The sequence below is a fragment of the Longimonas sp. genome, assembly GCF_040409695.1.
Lineage (GTDB): Bacteria > Bacteroidota > Rhodothermia > Rhodothermales > Salinibacteraceae > Longimonas.
On sequence record NZ_JARWGJ010000018.1, the window covers coordinates 1 to 18,025 of the forward strand.

General features: G+C 58.1%; 9 protein-coding genes. 8 read left to right on the top strand and 1 reads right to left on the bottom strand.

All coding sequences use genetic code 11. The features are described from left to right. Nucleotides 1-642: 642 nt before the first annotated feature. From PPP56_RS00975 to PPP56_RS01010, 8 genes are all read left to right on the top strand, one after another. Nucleotides 643-1,377, top strand: coding sequence for a response regulator transcription factor (locus PPP56_RS00975; RefSeq protein ID WP_353561863.1), 735 nt, complete (start codon nucleotides 643-645; stop codon nucleotides 1,375-1,377). Nucleotides 1,378-1,675: 298 nt separating this feature from the next. Continuing rightward, nucleotides 1,676-2,974, top strand: coding sequence for a glycosyltransferase (locus PPP56_RS00980; RefSeq protein ID WP_353561865.1), 1,299 nt, complete (start codon nucleotides 1,676-1,678; stop codon nucleotides 2,972-2,974). A gap of 27 nt (nucleotides 2,975-3,001) precedes the next feature. Continuing rightward, complete coding sequence (gene wbaP / locus PPP56_RS00985; protein WP_353561867.1) at nucleotides 3,002-4,486, top strand: undecaprenyl-phosphate galactose phosphotransferase WbaP; 1,485 nt, start codon at nucleotides 3,002-3,004, stop codon at nucleotides 4,484-4,486. 53 nt (nucleotides 4,487-4,539) lie between these two features. Next, a complete protein-coding gene (locus PPP56_RS00990; protein ID WP_353561869.1) occupies nucleotides 4,540-6,861 on the top strand; it encodes a polysaccharide biosynthesis tyrosine autokinase in 2,322 nt (773 codons plus the stop codon). Between the two features lie 134 nt (nucleotides 6,862-6,995). Continuing rightward, a complete protein-coding gene (locus tag PPP56_RS00995) occupies nucleotides 6,996-7,520 on the top strand; it encodes a hypothetical protein (protein ID WP_353561871.1) in 525 nt (174 codons plus the stop codon). A 352-nt stretch (nucleotides 7,521-7,872) separates the two neighbouring features. After that, nucleotides 7,873-8,364 carry an NHLP leader peptide family RiPP precursor gene (locus PPP56_RS01000; protein ID WP_353561873.1) on the top strand — a complete coding sequence of 164 codons (492 nt, stop codon included), beginning with the start codon at nucleotides 7,873-7,875 and terminating at the stop codon, nucleotides 8,362-8,364. 508 nt (nucleotides 8,365-8,872) lie between these two features. After that, nucleotides 8,873-10,597, top strand: a complete 1,725-nt coding sequence (lanM, locus tag PPP56_RS01005; protein ID WP_353561875.1) for a type 2 lanthipeptide synthetase LanM — start codon at nucleotides 8,873-8,875, stop codon at nucleotides 10,595-10,597. 121 nt (nucleotides 10,598-10,718) lie between these two features. Beyond that, nucleotides 10,719-14,237: a methylmalonyl-CoA mutase family protein gene (locus PPP56_RS01010; protein ID WP_353561877.1), complete on the top strand. Its 3,519-nt coding sequence runs from the start codon at nucleotides 10,719-10,721 to the stop codon at nucleotides 14,235-14,237. 232 nt (nucleotides 14,238-14,469) lie between these two features. Here the strand turns inward: PPP56_RS01010 and PPP56_RS01015 are convergent, their stop codons facing one another. Continuing rightward, nucleotides 14,470-17,727, bottom strand: coding sequence for a M16 family metallopeptidase (locus PPP56_RS01015; RefSeq protein ID WP_353561879.1), 3,258 nt, complete (start codon nucleotides 17,725-17,727; stop codon nucleotides 14,470-14,472). Nucleotides 17,728-18,025: the final 298 nt, after the last annotated feature.

An 18,025-nucleotide genomic window follows, 5' to 3' on the forward strand; every position in this document is an offset into this window, starting at 1 on the left:
CCTTTTCTGTTGCATGAGGGCTTCTTGGCAGTGATGGCAGACGGTGTGGTCATCTATCAGAACAGCGCTACGTAGCTCAAAAAAGTAGGACGCGACCTCCACCCGCTCTTCTGGCGACATCTGTGCCGAGTGGTGTTGCGCCGAGTAGCAATTTCTTTCTCTTCTGTAACTCAGCTTTGATCCACTCCCAGACACCGACAGGGGAGCAGATCAAGATCGAAGAGCTAACGGGAAGATCATAGAAAAGCATATCGACTATAGATTTGGATTGCATGCCTGGTTTCAGAATAGCTACCATTGCTTTTGGTTTGGGCTTTGATGCGAGGCACACAGCGAGGCGATCTCAAAACGTAACCGGTTTATGCGCTTCACAAGGCATGCATGAGACAAGGCGCATAGGCTGACGCGCCAAAAGTTGAGCATAAGCACACTTCTATGTCGGGTAACTTCTGCGCTCAAAGTACCGCTACAGTGACGCGCAACAAGCCATATGTCTATTCGGGAGGCCTGTATATTCAGTCCGTATCCGTTTTGTAACGTGCATCCGGTCGATCTCCCGTCTTGATCAGCGTCGAGTGCGGGCCAGGAAGATCAACGGCGGATGCTCCTTTTTTTCTGTTTTGGAGATCCCCCTGTCTTCTTATGAATCTTGAACATGACATGCCGTCCCCGGCTTCTGAAGGACACAGCCGTACCCACGTATTCATTGTGGATGACCATCCGGCCATTCGAGAAGCAATCAGTGCTGCTATATCGCAGCGTGTAAATATGCGCGTTAGTGGGGAAGCCCATTCAGGCAAACAGGCGCTTGAACAACTGCAAAGACGTCCCCCCGACGTGGCAATCGTTGACATATCACTCAAAGATATGCATGGGCTCGACCTGATTGAGCGTATACGTTCTGAGATGCCCGACATTCGCATCGTGGTGTACTCTATGTACGACGAGTCAGTATATGCTGAGCGTGCGCTTCGTGCGGGGGCATCAGCGTACGTTATGAAGAGCAAGCCAACGGCCGATGTGATTAAGGCGATTGAAAGCGTGCATGGTGGCAACGTCTATCTGAGCCGGCGGATGTCATCACGTATCTTAGGAAAAGTGATCCGCCAGCAAGATTACGAGGTGGGAGCAACTACCGAAAAGCTTACCGACCGCGAGCTTACCGTATTTCAACTGCTCGGTGAAGGCCATACCGTACGTGATATAGCCGACCAGCTCGATCTGAGTCGAAAGACGATCGAGACATATCGCCGCCGTGCTAAGGAAAAGCTTGGCTTCGACACGGTGTCTGAGTTGCTTCAGTATGCCGTACAGTGGACGTATGGCCGGGAGAGTGAAGGGGCCTCGACGTCAGAAACGTCAAGCAAGTCCGTATAGCCTCACTCTCTCAGTCCTCAGGCCTACAAATGGAGAGTGGGGCATCAGAGCGCTTCGGAGGGAGGTTTGGAGCATGCGAGGGACTCCTTTCGGGAGTGTGCTGAGGCTCTCCGGCGCATTGTTTTCGGGAAAGGCGGTGCATAAAGCGCATGTCGGCTGTGCCACACATTAGATAGAAGGTGCGCTACGATGATACAGCCGGGCGATGGTCTACGTCGTACTCTTGTCATACAAGATGGCCTAAACCTGGCTGGTATCTGCCGGCCTGCACCGTTCACAGACAAGACATACGTTCGCTATGGATACGTCAAACAGCCCTTTTAGTCGTTCAGAGCGCCTTGATCGGGCGGCAGCGTGCACTCACGTAGTGGGCGAACATGGCGACGGAGCCAGTAGAGCCCCTGAGAGCGTGCCGGTGCCAAGCGACTCGGAAGAGGTGCGTGCCGCCTCAGATATCGCGTTAGTGCATGACTGGCTTCCGGTATATGCAGGGGCTGAGCGCGTGCTCGAGCAGATGATACACACGTTCCCGCAGTCGTCGCTCTATAGCCTCATCGACTACGTTCCTGACGATCAGCGTGGTTTCCTCCAGGATAAGCCAGTACAGACCTCCCTCATTCAGTCGCTTCCGTTCTCGAAGCGCTGGTATCGGTACTACCTGCCCATTGCACCCTTTGCAATTGAGCAGTTCGACCTCCGCGAGCATGACGTTGTCGTATCTTCAAGCTACGCAGTCGCAAAAGGAATCCTCACGCGCTCTGATCAGCTTCACGTCAGCTATGTGCACAGTCCGATGCGGTATGCATGGGACCTGTACCATGACTACCTCGAACAGTCCAACATGAGCACCGGGGTGCGTGGAGCCATGGCTCGTGTCATTATGCACTACATGCGTCTCTACGATGCGGCTTCTGCACCTCGTGTTGACGTGTATGTCGCGAACTCAGGATACGTAGCGCGTCGCATTTGGAAGACGTACCGGCGTCGTGCAAAAGTAGTCTATCCCCCTGTCGATATTGATGCGTTCGCGTTGCAGCGCAAGAAGGAAGACTACTACCTAACCATGGCACGACTGGTGCCCTACAAACGAGTCGACCTTATCGTCGATGCCTTTTCCGCCATGCCTGGCAAAGAGCTGATTGTCATCGGGGATGGTCCCGAATTAGAGGATCTGAAGCGGAAAGCGGGTCCGAATGTAACGCTGTTGGGGCGCCAGCCTGACGAAGCTGTGCAGTACTATATGCAGCATGCACGTGCATTCGTGTACGCTGCAGAAGAAGACTTCGGTATTGCCCCGGTTGAGGCGCAGGCATGCGGAACTCCCGTTATTGCATATGGCAAGGGCGGCGTTCGCGAATCCGTTATTCACGGCAAAACAGGGCTTTTCTTCTCTCATCAGACAGCCAAAGACATTGCTGAAGCTGTGGTTGCCTTTGAGACAGAAGCACATCGTTTTGACCCCGATGGTATTCGGGCCCATGCTGAGCGATTTGGGCCTGCACGCTTCCGTGACGAGTTCAAGCGGCTTGTTGAAGAGTCATACCACACGTTTCAGGTAGACGTCCCTTGGGAGGCCGACGCGCTTCCGGGTACTTAACTACTGAGTCAATCACGACCTACACGTATGGACACAAAATCACTACAGAAATCGCTGCTCTTTCAGCCGGCTGTTCAGGATATCTCGGTTCGGGTTAATGAAGTCCCCGATACGAAAACAGCCCGCTCCACCTACGTCAAGCCCGCACGTTGGCGCACAACAGCGTGGCTGGTTGCTGGCGACACGCTTGCGGTTGCATTCGTCCTTTACGTGGTACACGTGATGAGCCTGTGGGTGTCTCCGAGTTTTGCCTCAACCGTGTTGGCATCTGCTCCGCTCATTGTCGGAAGCATCCTGGTGCTCTACACGGCGACTGGATTCTATCGCATGGCAGTCATGCATCCGGTAGAGGAGTTGCGTTCGCTCACAGCGGTACTCGCAGGCGTGGCAATCGCCAGCCCAATGCTGGTCTACCTTGCTACCGATCAGGTAGCAGCGAGCATCATAACTGCAGCCGGCGCGATATTCGCTATGGTGGCTCTACCGCTCGCACGCATTATCACCCGAATCATAGGGGGCTACCTGCCCTGGTGGGGGATACCAGCAGTTGTAGTCGGAGGATCTGAAGAGACGCGGCAGGTCGTTGACACGCTGCGCCGCTGGCCGGAGATAGGGCTGCGCCCCGTACCGGTATGTACAGCCGCAGGGTTGTTCAATGGCAGTTCAGGCGCCTCACCTGAAGCGCTACGCTGGGCAAATCAGCATGGTGTTCCGTACGCGGTGCTTGTCGAAAACGGAATGGAGCCTGAGCAGCAGACCCGCCGATTAGCTCACTACAGCCAGTTCTTCGAGCATGTGTTTTGTGTGCCTGCTACGCAAGGCAGAGCGGCAGCGTGGGCTACCACGCCGACATGCAAAGGGCTGCATGGATTTGGGGTGCGCCACTTTCAACATCAACCTGGAGCGCGCATGGTTAAGCGGGCCCTGGATATAGCTGGAGCTGCGATACTGCTTTTTATGCTGCTCCCTGTATTCGCAGTAATTGCCGCGGCTATCAAGTGGACATCAGCCGGGCCCGTGTTCTATCGCCAAACCCGCATGGGCTACAAAGGAGAGACCTTTACGCTTGTCAAGTTTCGCACTATGTACACCGATGCTGACATGCGTCTTGAGGAGCTTCTCGAACGCGACCCCCAGGCCCGCACAGAATACGAGTGCTATCACAAGCTGCAGCATGATCCGCGCGTAACTGACGTAGGAAAATGGCTGCGCCGATACAGCCTCGACGAACTTCCGCAACTGCTAAACGTGATCCGGGGCGATATGAGCCTCGTTGGCCCTCGCGCTTACATGCCCAAAGAGCTTTTCGAGATGCGTGGGTTAGGCCGCGTTGTGCTGCAAACGCCCCCTGGCATCACCGGGCTATGGCAAGTATCAGGACGCAACAACGTCAGTTTTAGCGGGCGTGTTGACCTGGATGTCCACTACGTACATAACTGGTCCCCTTGGCTTGATCTATACCTCCTTGCTCGCACCCTGCCCGTCGTTCTATTAGGCAAAGGTGCTCACTAAACGCGATACGAACGCACGATAACCCGTTCACCTCAGCCTTCTACCCCCCAACCATGAAAGACAAGAAGCAAACCGCCCTTGATCGTCCGAGAAAGAAAGTAGAACAGGTTGGCATGGCCAGTCATGCCTCCACAGAAGAGACCGCATCGGTTGATCTGAACGCCGTATGGAGTACGATTAAGCGAGGCAAGTGGATCATCATTGGTACCTGCCTGGCCATGGTTGCGGCCTTTGCGGCATACACATTTACCGTGGCTCCCGAGTACGAAGCGTCTGCGATAGTACAGGTTGAAAAGCCCAACCAAGCTCCTACCGTTCGGCTAAACACGCAGCCTGAATTGGCCAATGAGATTGGTATCCTGGAGCATTCGGGCTCGCTGGCTCTCCGTGTTGTAGACTCGCTTCGCACGGTTGCAGCCTCGTCTGAGAGTCCGTTCTTACTCTTTGAAGACACGGAAGAAGGGCCGGCAACCAACCACGAGGCCATGGTACGCCTTGCTTCGATGGTTGTCTTCACAGCCGTACCCGAGCAGAGCCTCATCCAGGTTCGAGCCAAGAGCCAGTACCCCGACGAAGCCGCAGCAATTGCAAACGTGTACGCTGAGGCCTATCGTTCCTACAGCCAGGAAGCTGCCCGGGCCGGAATTGGTGCGGCGCGTGCCTTCCTGGAAGACCAGTTAGACCGGCGCCAGGACGATATTCGGGACGTGGAAGGAGAGTGGCAGCAATTTGCGCGCTCTAACGCTGTCGCTATTGAAGGGCAAGACGGCAACCGAGTGGCCGCCGACTACGTCGAGATGATGGGACAGCGCGACCAGCTGGAGTTTCAGGTTCAAGAAGAACGTCGTGCACTCGAAACGCTCCGAAGCCGCCTTTCCGAGGCGGAAGAGGGCTTTCAGTCAACCGTAGAAGGTGAGCAGTCGGTACAGTCGCTCCAGAATCGCATTGCCGCCCTTGATGGGCAGATCGCTGATCTGGAAGCGCAAGCAGAGCCCTACTACATTAATAATCCAGATCTGCGTGGTCGTGAATCAACCGTTCGGGAGCTGAACCAGATTAAGACGCAAATTGAAGGGCTGGAGCGCCGTAAGGAGGGGCTCACAAATCAGTTGGTCGAGATGGCTTCAGACCCGAACCTGCAAGTCGGAGATGGAGCAGCCATCGGGCGTCTTGCTACGCTGCGTACCCGAGTCGAAGAGCAGGAAGCCACCGTGCGCCAACTCGAAGGGCGCATTGAACGACTCAACAGTCGCATTGCAGGCTATGAGGGACGCATTGAGCGCATTCCAACTCAGACAGTGCAGCGTGAACAGCTGGCGCGCCGTCTTGATCAGGCCGAACGCTTCTACGCTGACATCGCAATGGAACTGCAGCGTACGATCGTGACAGAAGAGTCGGAACTTGGGTACGTGCAGGTGATCCGTAGCGCGACGATCCCGGCCCTTCCTGTAAGTCCCAACTTGGAACAGAACCTCATTCTTGGTCTGCTGCTGGGACTGGCCTTTGGGATCGGAGGAGCATTCGTCCGACAAGCGATGAACTGGGAGATTTATGATCCAGAAGACATCCGCGAAAATGGGTTCAGCCTGGTAGGGGTGATCCCCGACATGAAACGCGAGATTAAGTCGTCGTTCTCTGGAGCAGAGTCTGTAGATGTAGACGGACAGTCTCTGAGTACATCGCTCATGCCGCTTCTCAACCCGTGGTCTCCTGTTACAGAGAACTACCGGCTCATTCGCACCAATCTGCAATTTGCGCAAAACAATGGCGAATCACAGCCAGAGGTGCTCATGATCACCAGCCCAGAACCGGGCGATGGAAAGAGCACAACCTCTGTAAATCTGGCCATCACAATTGCGCTGAGTGGACGCAAAGTGCTACTCATCGACGCAGACTTGCGCCGCCCCAGTACACACCGCTTGTTGGGACTTGATCGCAAACCCGGGCTCGCCGATATGCTCGTCAACGATACCGAGCGTGACGTTGTACGGCGTACCTTCATCGAAAACCTGTACTACGTGTCGGCTGGCAAAGCAAAGGTGCCACCAACCGAACTGCTCGACTCCGATCGGATGCGGCAGCTGGTTGATCTGGGGCGTTCGCGGTGCGATGTCGTGATCATCGATACGCCTCCAGTGCTTGGGGCCACAGATGCCCTCGTCGTGAGCGCGCTATGTGACGCGGTTATGGTTGTAGCCTCAGCCAATAAGACGGACCTGCGTGCCCTGCGTTCTGTAGAGGAGACGTTCGAAGCAGTCAATGTGCCGCTCGCGGGCGTTATCTTTAACCGGTTCGATGCATCAAAGGCCAACGGCTCATACGCCTACGGATACGGCTACGATAACACGTACAGCTACGCCCCCACAGAAACCTGACCGGGCACTCCTCACTAAACCCCTTTCTAACGTAGCCCGTGCGCTGAACCGATGCGGTGATGCAGCGCACGGGGAGAGGCAAAGTCGTTCCTCAGTTAAGCACCGCTACACCCCCCATACTATACCCTTCAATCATGAATACTTCTACCGCCTCGTGCTCTCGCAAACTACTGGCGTTTATCTGCTTGGCTGCACTAAGTAGCCTGGTTTTTATTCCACCCTCTGCCAATGCTCAAAATATATCTGATAATCCAGGCATTCAGGATTACGGACGACCGGGTGTGCCGCGCATTACAATCTATGTCTGGGGAGACGCGCAGACCGGCGTGTGGACGGTGGAGGAAGGAGCCTCTATGCTTGAAGTGCTCACCGCGACCTCGCGCGTGCGGCTTGGCGAGCAAAATCCTGACCGTCGTCAGATTCGGACGCTCCGTGTATTCCGAGATGGGAATCGCAGCGGCGAGCCCGAGTTTGAGGCTCGGATCGAAGATGTCTTTTCCCGTAACGTGGAGTTGCCCGAATTGCGCGAACGCGACGTGCTTGTCGTTGATACACGGACACGCCGCCGGCTGTCATGGCGCGACATCAACCAGGTAGCCGGTACCGCTGCATCGGTTCTCTCCGTATTCTTAATCTTGGACCGTCTGAGCGGCGACTGATTTGGGATCGAATAGAGCGTGGTGCCACCAAGTGTCAGGCGACGGTGACCATATCGCTTTGGTTGCGAAGCCAGGGATATGGCGTCTTATCCCGGTACCCAGTAATGCCTCATTCGTGAGAAAGTAAAGACCCGTCTCTACATCGAAAGCACGTTATGTCCGGTCACCGATCAGATTCTCGCGTTGTTAGATAGAATCACCTTCATAACATCGTCATCTTTGCTTTAGCAAGCTTTGACAGCCTGAAGGTCGGTCTTTGTAGTCTTTAATTTCTTCTTTCAGAATAAGACAGCATACTATGTCTACATCATCAAGTAGAAAGCAAAGCGATTCAGACACCAAACGCTCAGAAATGACCTCCTCACGCCGACGCTTCTTGCGGCGCTCAGCATCTGTCGTGGGGGCAGCAACGCTTGGGGGGGCAACCACTGCCTTCGCATCGTCGGGGCAGGGGGGAGACCAAAGTGAGGCTTCAACGGTCCAGAGTAAGCCACGCCGCTCCGATTTTGAGGCGCGCATTATTGCGAAAGCCTGGCGCGATCGTCGATATAAACGCCGGCTAATGTCGAATCCGCGCGAAGTAATTAGCCGAGAGATTGGCACGGAGATTCCACGTGAGGTTAATATCCGCGTGCTCGAAGAGGAAGAGAACACGCTGTTCTTTGTCCTGCCGCGCAACCCTAATGATTACAGCGAGAAAGAGATGAGCGCCGACGAGGCCGTATTCTTGGCAGCAGGAATCCGGTTTGACACGCCCTGTGACAGTGTCGCCTCAACGCAGCCAGCATGGTTCGTTGAGTTAGGATATGAGCCGCGAAGCCGCGATATAGATCCACTTCGATAAAGCGGAAACACTCTGTAAGGTGCTCCTATGCGGCATCCAGACAGGCTCTTAGCCCCCGAGGCAGGTTTCATGATATGGAACCTGCCTCGCCACGTTTTATGCACTGCTGATGCTTGACCTACGGCATAACCGGTTGAAGATAATAGTCGGTCGATGTGCACGCCGGATACACCATCTATCAATGAGAAGGCATCAGGACTGCGTCGGCACACAAGAGAAGTGAAGTGTATATTGCATTGTATTCATGTGTTTTATGCAGATGAAGGATTCGCCACGACGCGCGCAGTGGGCACAAATTGTTGCGCAGGCCCGATCGATTGCAGAACGTACGGAATTACAATCCATCGCTACAGACGGGGCAAAGAAGCTGGCCCAAGAGCGAATCGAACGGTGGCAGGAGGTCGTAGCCCCGGACGATCCAGAGCTGTTTCGTGAACGGCTTCGCTTAGACGCGCTCACCTTAGATGACGCGAGGAATGCAGTAACTCCTGTCCAAAGGGATATGCAGATGTCGCTTCCGCCCTGGGCGTCATGGCTGGTTGCATCAATAGAAGAGTGCCCGGAGCCTGGCAGCGATGCCGACCGATTCATCGCTAAGCGGGCTCGCCTGCCGTTCCAAGAAGCGCTGGCTCCATTTGTACGGTATGCCGGCGCTATGCTTGAGGCTGATCAGCCGGGCGAAACAACAGAGGTGGCGCCATCCGCACGCGCCGATATGGAGCGTGAGCTACTCACATGGCTTTGTACCCTTGCCGCTCAGGTCCTTGTGCATGAGTTTGGACTCTTTCGCATGCAGCGCCAGTCGCCCTATGAACAGTCGGGTAAGCAGGGGGAGAAGAATGACACGCTCTATCAGGCGTTTGTTCAGTGCCTTTGTGCAGGAGACTGGTGTCCCATGTTTCAGGAATACAGCGCGCTGGCGCGTCTGATGGGTACGGCTATGATCAACTGGGTAGAACGCTCTTCTGAGTTGCTGGCACGGTTCACACAAGACCATGACGATCTTGAGTCAGCTGTAGGACCCTTTGGCCGGCTGGTCGCAGTTCGTCCACTCACGGGAGATCGCCATAATTATGGGCGTACCGTGCTGTTGCTGACCGGGGCAACGGGGCGACGAGTTGTGTACAAGCCGCGTAGCCTGGGTCTGGAGGCTAACCTGTACGCGCTGTTACAGCGGCTTACCGAACATGACTCGCTGCTTGACATGCGTACGCCCACGGTGATCGATCGGGGTTCGTACGGCTGGATGTCGTTCGTCGAAGACCACCCTTGCGATGACGAGGCGGGGCTTGCGCGGTACTATCGTCGTATGGGCATGCTGATGGCCGTTATCTATAGTCTGAATGGTATCGACTGCCACATGGAAAACCTGGTTGCTGAGGATGAACATCCGGTGCTGGTCGATGCCGAGACGTTGTTCTATCCTGAGCCGCGCAATGTGGAAGGGATGAGCACAGAAGAGTCGCCCGACAGTGCACGCTCCGTTGTCTGGACCGACGTTCTTCCGTGGGAAAAAGCAGGACACGCCGCTGACATCAGTGGGTTCTCGGGCGGAGTTGAGCCTGTTGAGCTTGATGATGTGCCTGTATGGGATGCTCCAAATACCGACGCGATGGCTCTCACCAGCGGAACGATGACTTCGCATCAACAGAAAAACGCTCCCCGCACAAAAACAGGACAGGCCAATCCTAATTCCCACCAGGATGATCTGCGAGAAGGGTTTGTCGAAATGTACCGGGTGCTGATGGACGCTGGGTCATCGCTTCTCAACGATCCATGCTGGTCCGGATTTCAGTCACAGCATACCCGCTACCTGCCGCGGTCAACGGAGGTATACACCAATGTATTGATGCGGAGCCTGCGGCCTGCAGCCCTGCTCAGTGGTGTTGACCGCGATATTGAGCTGGACGTCTTGAGTCGGGCGCTTGCCACGCGCAGTCAGAAAAAATGGATCTGGCCCCTCATTAAGGCAGAACAGCAGGCACTACGCCGGGCAGATCTTCCGTTTTTTACGGTGCCTGTCGATAGCCAATCCTTGTCGGTGGCCTCAAACACATCTATCAACGCCTTCTTTGAAACGTCAGGAGCGGATGCTGTAGAGGAGACGTTGCATCGCCTCGGGCATAAAGACCTTCGAGAGCAACTGGCTTGGATTGACCGTGCCTTCGAACGTAGTGATAGCCACGGCGTGAGCAGGCAAAGCAAAAAGAGGCGCTCTCAGAAATACGAGTAGAAGTAACCTCCGCGCTCGCACGCAGCCTCCACCAAAAACCCAACAAACAAAACGGACCGGTTCACGTTTTCAGAAGCGCTTCCATCTTTCACGTGATCCCCCCACACGGCCCGTTTTCCCCATGTCCGACGAGCGCTATTCGCCTGAACACCCCGTTCGCTTTGTAACGGCTACCAGTCTGTTCGATGGCCACGACGCCGCCATCAACATCATGCGTCGCATCCTGCAGGCCACCGGCGTAGAGGTGATCCACCTCGGGCACAACCGCTCGGTACAAGAGATTGTGGATACCGCCATTCAAGAGGATGCACAGGGCATTGCCGTCTCCAGCTACCAGGGCGGACACATGGAGTACTTTAAGTACATGCACGACCTGCTCGAAGAACGCGGGGCCGGGCATGTCAAGATTTATGGTGGCGGCGGGGGCGTCATCGTCGAAGAAGAGATTGCGGAGCTGGAGGCCTACGGCATCGCCAAGATCTTCTCGCCCGAAGACGGCATGCGTCTTGGACTGCAAGGCATGATCAACCAGATGGTGGAGGCGTGCGACTATCCCATTCTGGAGGCCGATATTGACGTTGACGATGCGCCGGTCCGCGACGCACAACGCATTGCGCGGATGCTCTCCAGCGTGGAGATGCGCGAATCGCATCCCGAACATGCTCCGACGCCGGCCAAAGTAGCTGCAGGCGGGGAGTCAGAAGGTGCGCCGTCTCGGGGCGATGGACACGCCGGCCCCGCAGCGGCGCTCGACGAACCCGTTGCAGACCGAACCACAGAGGCCCCTGTGCTCGGCATTACCGGCACCGGCGGCGCCGGAAAATCCACGCTCACCGATGAGCTCATCCGCCGCTTCCTGAACGACTTCGACGACGTGTCGATCGCCGTGCTCTCCGTCGACCCGACGCGTCGCCGCACCGGCGGCGCACTGCTGGGCGACCGCATCCGCATGAATGCAATCTACGGCGACGGGGCCGCCGAACGCGTCTACATGCGCTCCTTTGCCACGCGGCAGGCCAACCGCTCTACCAGCCAGGCGCTGCAGGATGCGATGGATGTCTGCCGGGCGGCGGGATACGACCTCATCATCCTCGAAACCGCCGGCATCGGCCAGAGCGATACGGAGATCGTGGACCTCACGAACCTTTCGCTCTACGTGATGACCCACGACTTCGGCGCGCCCACGCAGCTCGAAAAGATCGGCATGCTCGATCTGGCGGATATGGTGGCGCTCAACAAGTACGAGAAGCGCGGCAGCCGAGACGCCCTCCGCGATGTGCGCAAGCAGGTGCAACGTAATCGCATGCGCTTCGACGAGTCGCCCGATGAGATGCCCGTCTACCCAACCATGGCCTCGCACTTTGGCGATCCGGGCGTAACACGGCTCTACCTGGCGCTGGTCGATCGTCTCAACGAGGCGTTCGACTTCGACCGCCGCTCTAAGCTCTACAGTTGGGACGACACGCCCGAGCCGGAGCCTGCCGATGTAGCCATCATCCCGCCCAACCGTCAGCGCTATCTGGGCGAGATCGCCGAGACATGCCAGGACTATCGAAGCTGGGCGGAGCAGCAGGTTACCTACGCCCGCAAGTGGGGCGAAGCGAAGGGCGCACGCGAACAGGTCGATGACTGGGCGCCCGAAGATCAGGAGCAGCTGGCCGGTCGGCTGGATGCGATGGTGGAGCACTGGTGGGCTAAGCTCGACGCGCGCTGCAAGGACATCCTCGATCAGTGGGACGACCTGAAAGAAGCGTATCAGCAAGAGGAGTTTACGTACACGGTGCGCGGGCGCGACATCACCGTGCCGCTCTATCGCGAAAGCCTGTCGGGCACGAAAATCCCGCGCGTCGCCCTCCCCAAGACCGATGCGCCGGGCGAGCAGCTACGATTTGCCCTCCTCGAAAATCTGCCCGGCTACTTTCCGTTTACCGCTGGTGTGTATCCGTTCAAGCGCGAAGGCGAAGACCCCACGCGCATGTTCGCCGGTGAAGGCAGTCCGGAGCGCACCAATCGCCGCTTCCATCTGGTATCGTCGGATGCCCCGGCAAACCGCCTCTCCACGGCGTTCGACAGCGTCACCCTCTACGGCTTCGACCCGGCCAAGCGGCCCGACATCTACGGCAAAGTCGGCAATGCGGGCGTCTCCATCTGCACGCTCGACGACATGAAGAAGCTCTACTCGGGCTTCGACCTGGCCGACCGCAAGACCTCGGTGTCGATGACGATCAACGGCCCGGCGCCCATGCTCATGGCGATGTTCTTGAACACGGCCATTGATCAGCGAGTCGAGAAGCACCTGCGTGAAGAAGGCCGCTGGGAGGAGATCGACGCGCTCATCGATGAAAAGCTGGGTGATGAACGTCCGGCGTATGTGCCCTACGGCCCCGACGGACGCGAAGACGACCTACCAGAAACCCACGATGGCAGCGGGCTGGGCCTGCTGGGATGCACTGGCTCAGATCTGGTAGAGTGGGGTGCGCTGGATGCAGACACCTACGCATCCATTAAAGCCGATACGCTGAACGTGGTGCGCGGCACCGTGCAGGCCGACATCCTGAAGGAGGACCAGGCGCAGAACACGTGCATCTTCTCGACGGATTTTGCTCTGCGGCTTATGGGCGACATCCAGCAGTACTTTATTGATGAGAAGGTGCGCAACTTCTACTCGGTGTCGATCTCCGGCTACCACATTGCCGAGGCCGGGGCCAATCCGATTACGCAGCTCGCCTTTACGCTCGCCAACGGCTTTACGTACGTGGAGTACTACCTGAGCCGGGGTATGGACATCGACGAGTTTGCGCATAACCTGTCGTTCTTCTTCTCGAACGGCATGGATCCGGAGTACAGTGTGATCGGGCGCGTGGCACGGCGCATCTGGAGCGTGGCTTTGCGGGAGCTGTACGATGCGAACGAGCGGAGCCAGAAGCTGAAGTACCACATCCAGACCTCCGGACGCAGCCTGCACGCACAGGAGATCCAGTTCAACGACATTCGCACCACGCTGCAGGCGCTGATGGCGATCTACGACAACTGCAACTCGCTACACACCAACGCTTACGACGAGGCGATTACGACGCCCACCGAGGAGAGCGTGCGGCGGGCCATTGCCATTCAGATGATCATCAACAAGGAGCTGGGCACGGCCAAGAACGAGAACCCGATTCAGGGCAGTCACTTCATCGAAGAGCTGACCGATCTGGTCGAAGAAGCAGTGCTGCACGAGTTCCAGCGTATCAACGACCGCGGGGGCGTGCTGGGCGCGATGGAGTCGATGTATCAGCGCGGCAAGATCCAGCAGGAGTCGATGCTCTACGAAGAGAAGAAGCACTCCGGCGAGCAGCCAATCATCGGTGTGAATACGTTCTTGAAGGATGAAGACGACGCGGGGGCCATCGACAACGACGAGGTGGAGCTGATGCGCTCATCAACAGAAGAAAAGGAGCACCAGCTACGCAGCCTGAAGGGCTTCCAGAACCGAAACGCTGATCGTGCTGATGAGGCGCTGGCCAGCCTGAAAGAGGCCGCTCGCTCAGGCGGTAACACATTCGCTGAGTTGATGGAAGCGGTGAAGGTCTGCTCGCTCGGCGAAATCACGCACGCCTTCTTTGAGGTCGGCGGGCGCTATCGCCGTAATATGTAGATCGTGCCGGGGGCTCTTCGGGTAGGAGGGCTGCCTGCAGGCTGGCTGCACGGATACGCCTGCGTCCGGTGGGTCCCCGGCGGACGTGTACGCTACATGCGCCGGTACCTTCTGCAAGAAGGCAACGCCCCATGAACCCGCAGCACGCGCCACAGCACAAGCCACCATGGGCGAAGCAGAGCGAAGACTTGAGACCGTTTCCCGGCTGAGGATCACCCGGCTCAGTCTTGCATCAGTCCAGCTCCAAAAGCATCCGCTCCTCATCTGAAGCGTGCGTGCGGATCGTGTCGAGCGGGCCGAGTACGGTAATGGTGATGTTCTCAGGGTTCAGGTAGCGCCGCGCGGCCGCGTTGGCCTCCTCAACAGTGACGGTCTCCAGCGCATCACGAAATGCTGCATCGCCCGCATAGAAATGCATATACTGTGGCGACTGGTATGCGAAGCGCCCAAAGAGCGCCTTATGTGCCATGCGCGAGGCTGTCTTGTGCGGCGTGTCGTATGAGGCAGCGATATTGCCGGCCAGGTAGGCCGTGCGGGCTCGCTCCAACTCCTCCTCGGTCACGCCGTCCTCGTACATCGCTTCGATCTCTTCAATCGCCAGGCGCACGCCCCGTGCAATTGTCTCAGGATTTCCGCTAAACCGAAATAGATACGGATTGGCCACGCCCTGCCCCGGCTCCACCTCGCCGTAGAGCGCCGACGTAATGCCCGTCTCAACGCGCAACAGCTGCATCATCCGCGAAAGGAAGCCGCCGCCCGCCAGGTTGTAGTGCATCAGCTCCAGGGCGGCATGGTCCTCGGGCAGACCCTCAATCCCAGGGAACCCGATCATGACATGCGCCTGGCGCGTCTCCAGCTCGTCGGTAACTACCGTGCGTCCTGATGCAGGCAACACCTCTGGAGCGTCCACCGTTGACTCAGCTGCCGGGTCGGCTTCTGAACGGGCCGTGATCTGCAGCGCACGTGCCACATCTTCCGCGGCAATTGCGCCCGACACGGCCCACCGAACCGACGACGGGGCGTAATGCTGATTGTAGAATGCGCGTACCGTATCCCGATCAATCGATTCAACCGTTGTAGAGGTCGCAAACCGGGTTAGCGGATGATTGTCGCCATACAGCGTCTCCAGAAAGCGCTGGCGCACCTGTACCGAGGCCGCCCCACGGGCGCGTTCGGTGGCGTCGGCCAGCCGGCTGCGCTGCTCAGCGACCGCGGCATCAGGAAAAGCCGGCTCCACCAGCATCGAGCCCAGCAGCCCGATCAGTTCAGGCGCTTCTGCTTCAGGCGCGACCAGGTGAAACCGGGTCCCGTTCTCGTCGACCTCTACCGTGATCGACGCGCCCAGCGCGGTTAGCTGCTCGTTGATCGCCGCTGCAGGCATCGTCGGCGTGCCGCCATGACGCACCGCATGGGCCGTCAGCGCTGCGAGCCCACCTCGACCGGCCGGGTCGTGTCGCGTCGAGGCATCCACATACGCGGTGGCCTGTACCATGGGGAGCAGGGCGTTCTCAACCACATACGCTTCGGATTCAAGAGGCAGGTCGACCCGGTGCGTTTCGGGGTCTGGGTACGTAAACGGCGCAACAGACACGTCGAGCTCCGAGTGATGCGCCACCGGCAGCGTGTCAGCAAAGCGCGCCGGACGCGTGTCGGCCATCCACGGCGGGCTGTACCAGGGCTGCTCGGCTACCGCCTGCGTGTCGACAGAAAATGCAGAGGGATGCGACACGTCGGTTGTGTCCACCGTCCGTTTCGATGCGGCCTGACGACGCACCTCGTTCCTACGCAGGTGGCGGTCGCCCTCTGGGGCCTCGCTACCAGCTTCAATGCGATACGCGCTGTCAGGACGGTCCCCGCCAGGGCGCAGCCCCGGGCGTTCCCGGTCGTAGGTGGTCTGTGCCGCTGCGGTGGCGGGGGCTGCATCGTGTGCATCGAGATCATGGGCCGATTCTTCCCCCTGAGCATCTGTCGCCCGACGAAGCACCCCGATCGTACGCATGTCAGAGGCAAAGTAACGCTCCACGACGGCAGCAAGATCGGCCGCCGTGACGGCGTTCCACAGATGGGGCAGGTCGTTGTAGTAGTCCCAGGTGTGGATGGCCTGCATGCTCCCTAAGTGCACAGCACTCGGCCCGATAGCCTCGAAGCTGCGCGCCATGTCGAGGCGAAGGCGCTGGGCTGCACCGCGCAGGCGGGCGTCGTCTACAGATCCTGTGGCGAGGCGATCCAGGACCGCAAAAAGATCGCGCTCCACATCTGCGAGGGCCTCGTTGTCGGTGACTTCAACGCGAATCGTGAAGTGCGAGGGGTACTTCGAGCGCCAGGTCGACGCCTCCGCGGACACTGCGACCCCGCTGCGTTCGACCAGCTGCTCATGCAGCAGCCCGGCCTCGCCCCGAAGCAGCTCTGCGAGCACGTCAAACGCCGGACTGTCGTCGTGGCCGACGGCAGGCATGGGCACGTGTACGACGAGTGCCGGACCGGCATGGGCCTCTACGGTGAGCCGTTTTTCGCCTACAGGCACCGGCTCAACGGTGCGCAGGCGCGGAGAGGGGCGTCCGGGCTGCCACCCGCCCCAGTACCGCTCGGCCAGGCCGAACACCGTGTCGGCCTCGATGTCGCCGACAACGGCGATGATCAGGTTCTGCGGGATAAAGTGCTCATGGAAGATTTCCCAGTGGTCCTCGCGGGTGGCCTTCTCCAGATCGCTGAACCAGTGTGCCCACCCATATGGATGTGCGTCGTACGTCATGGAGCGCAGCACGCGCTCAAACGGGCCGTCGGGCCGGTTGTCTTGGCGTCGGATCTGGTCAACTACCACCTCGCGCTCCTCCTCAAAAAACCGAAAGACCGGATGTTCGATGCGGCTGCGTTCCATCCACATGAACGTTTCCAGATTGTCGGCAGGCAGGTCGATGTCGAACTTCATCCAGTCACGTCCGGTCGAGGCCGTGAGTCCGGTGCCGCCCGCGCTGTGGTAGACGATGTCGAAGTCAATGGCACTGCCCATCGCATTTTGCTGTGCGGCAAGGGCGTTGTGGCGCTGCTGCAGCGAGTCGAGTCGCGGGGTGCGGCAGTCGCGCTCGATCTCCGCAAAGACACTTCGCTGGCGCACGCAATCCTTCAAGCGGTTCTTTTCGTCGTTCACCGCCCGGTTTAGATGCTCTACCTCGCGCGCGATAGCTTCTTCCGTTTCCCAGTCGTCGGTGCCTGTACGGTCGGAGCCCATAAACAGGAAGTGCTCCAACATATGGGTCAGGCCAACCGTGCCGGGACGCTCCGCGGCGATGTCGACCTGGTAGAACGTGCGTGCCCCGACGCGGTCGGCAGCCTCTCGCTCCCAGACCAGCACGGTAACGCCGTTGTCGAGCACTTTCGTCTGGGCATCAATCTGCAGGTCCTGTGTAAGGGCGGGAGTAGGGGAAAGCAGGACGGCCAGTAGAACGAGGAGGCTGCAGCATGTAGCCAGTGGAGCGTAGCGGAGAGCCATAGGTCACAGAAAGAGGGTGGTAGGCAGAGCTTGGTAGGCAGAGCTTGGTAGGCAGAGCTTGGTAGGCAGAGCTTGGTAGGCAGAGCTTGGTAGGCGGGAGCGTAAGGAATGCGCGGTCAGCGAAAAACGTACGTGGATCTGGCACTACGTAGATTAACGTACAATCAAGAAGTGATTAAGTGCAAGCGATCATGCAAGAAGGCAGAAAGTGCGAGTCCCCGAATCGACTGTTGAAGCCGTAAGCAAAGCCCCGCAATCTTTGTCCGGCTATGAGGACCACCCCGCTCTTCGGGCCCCC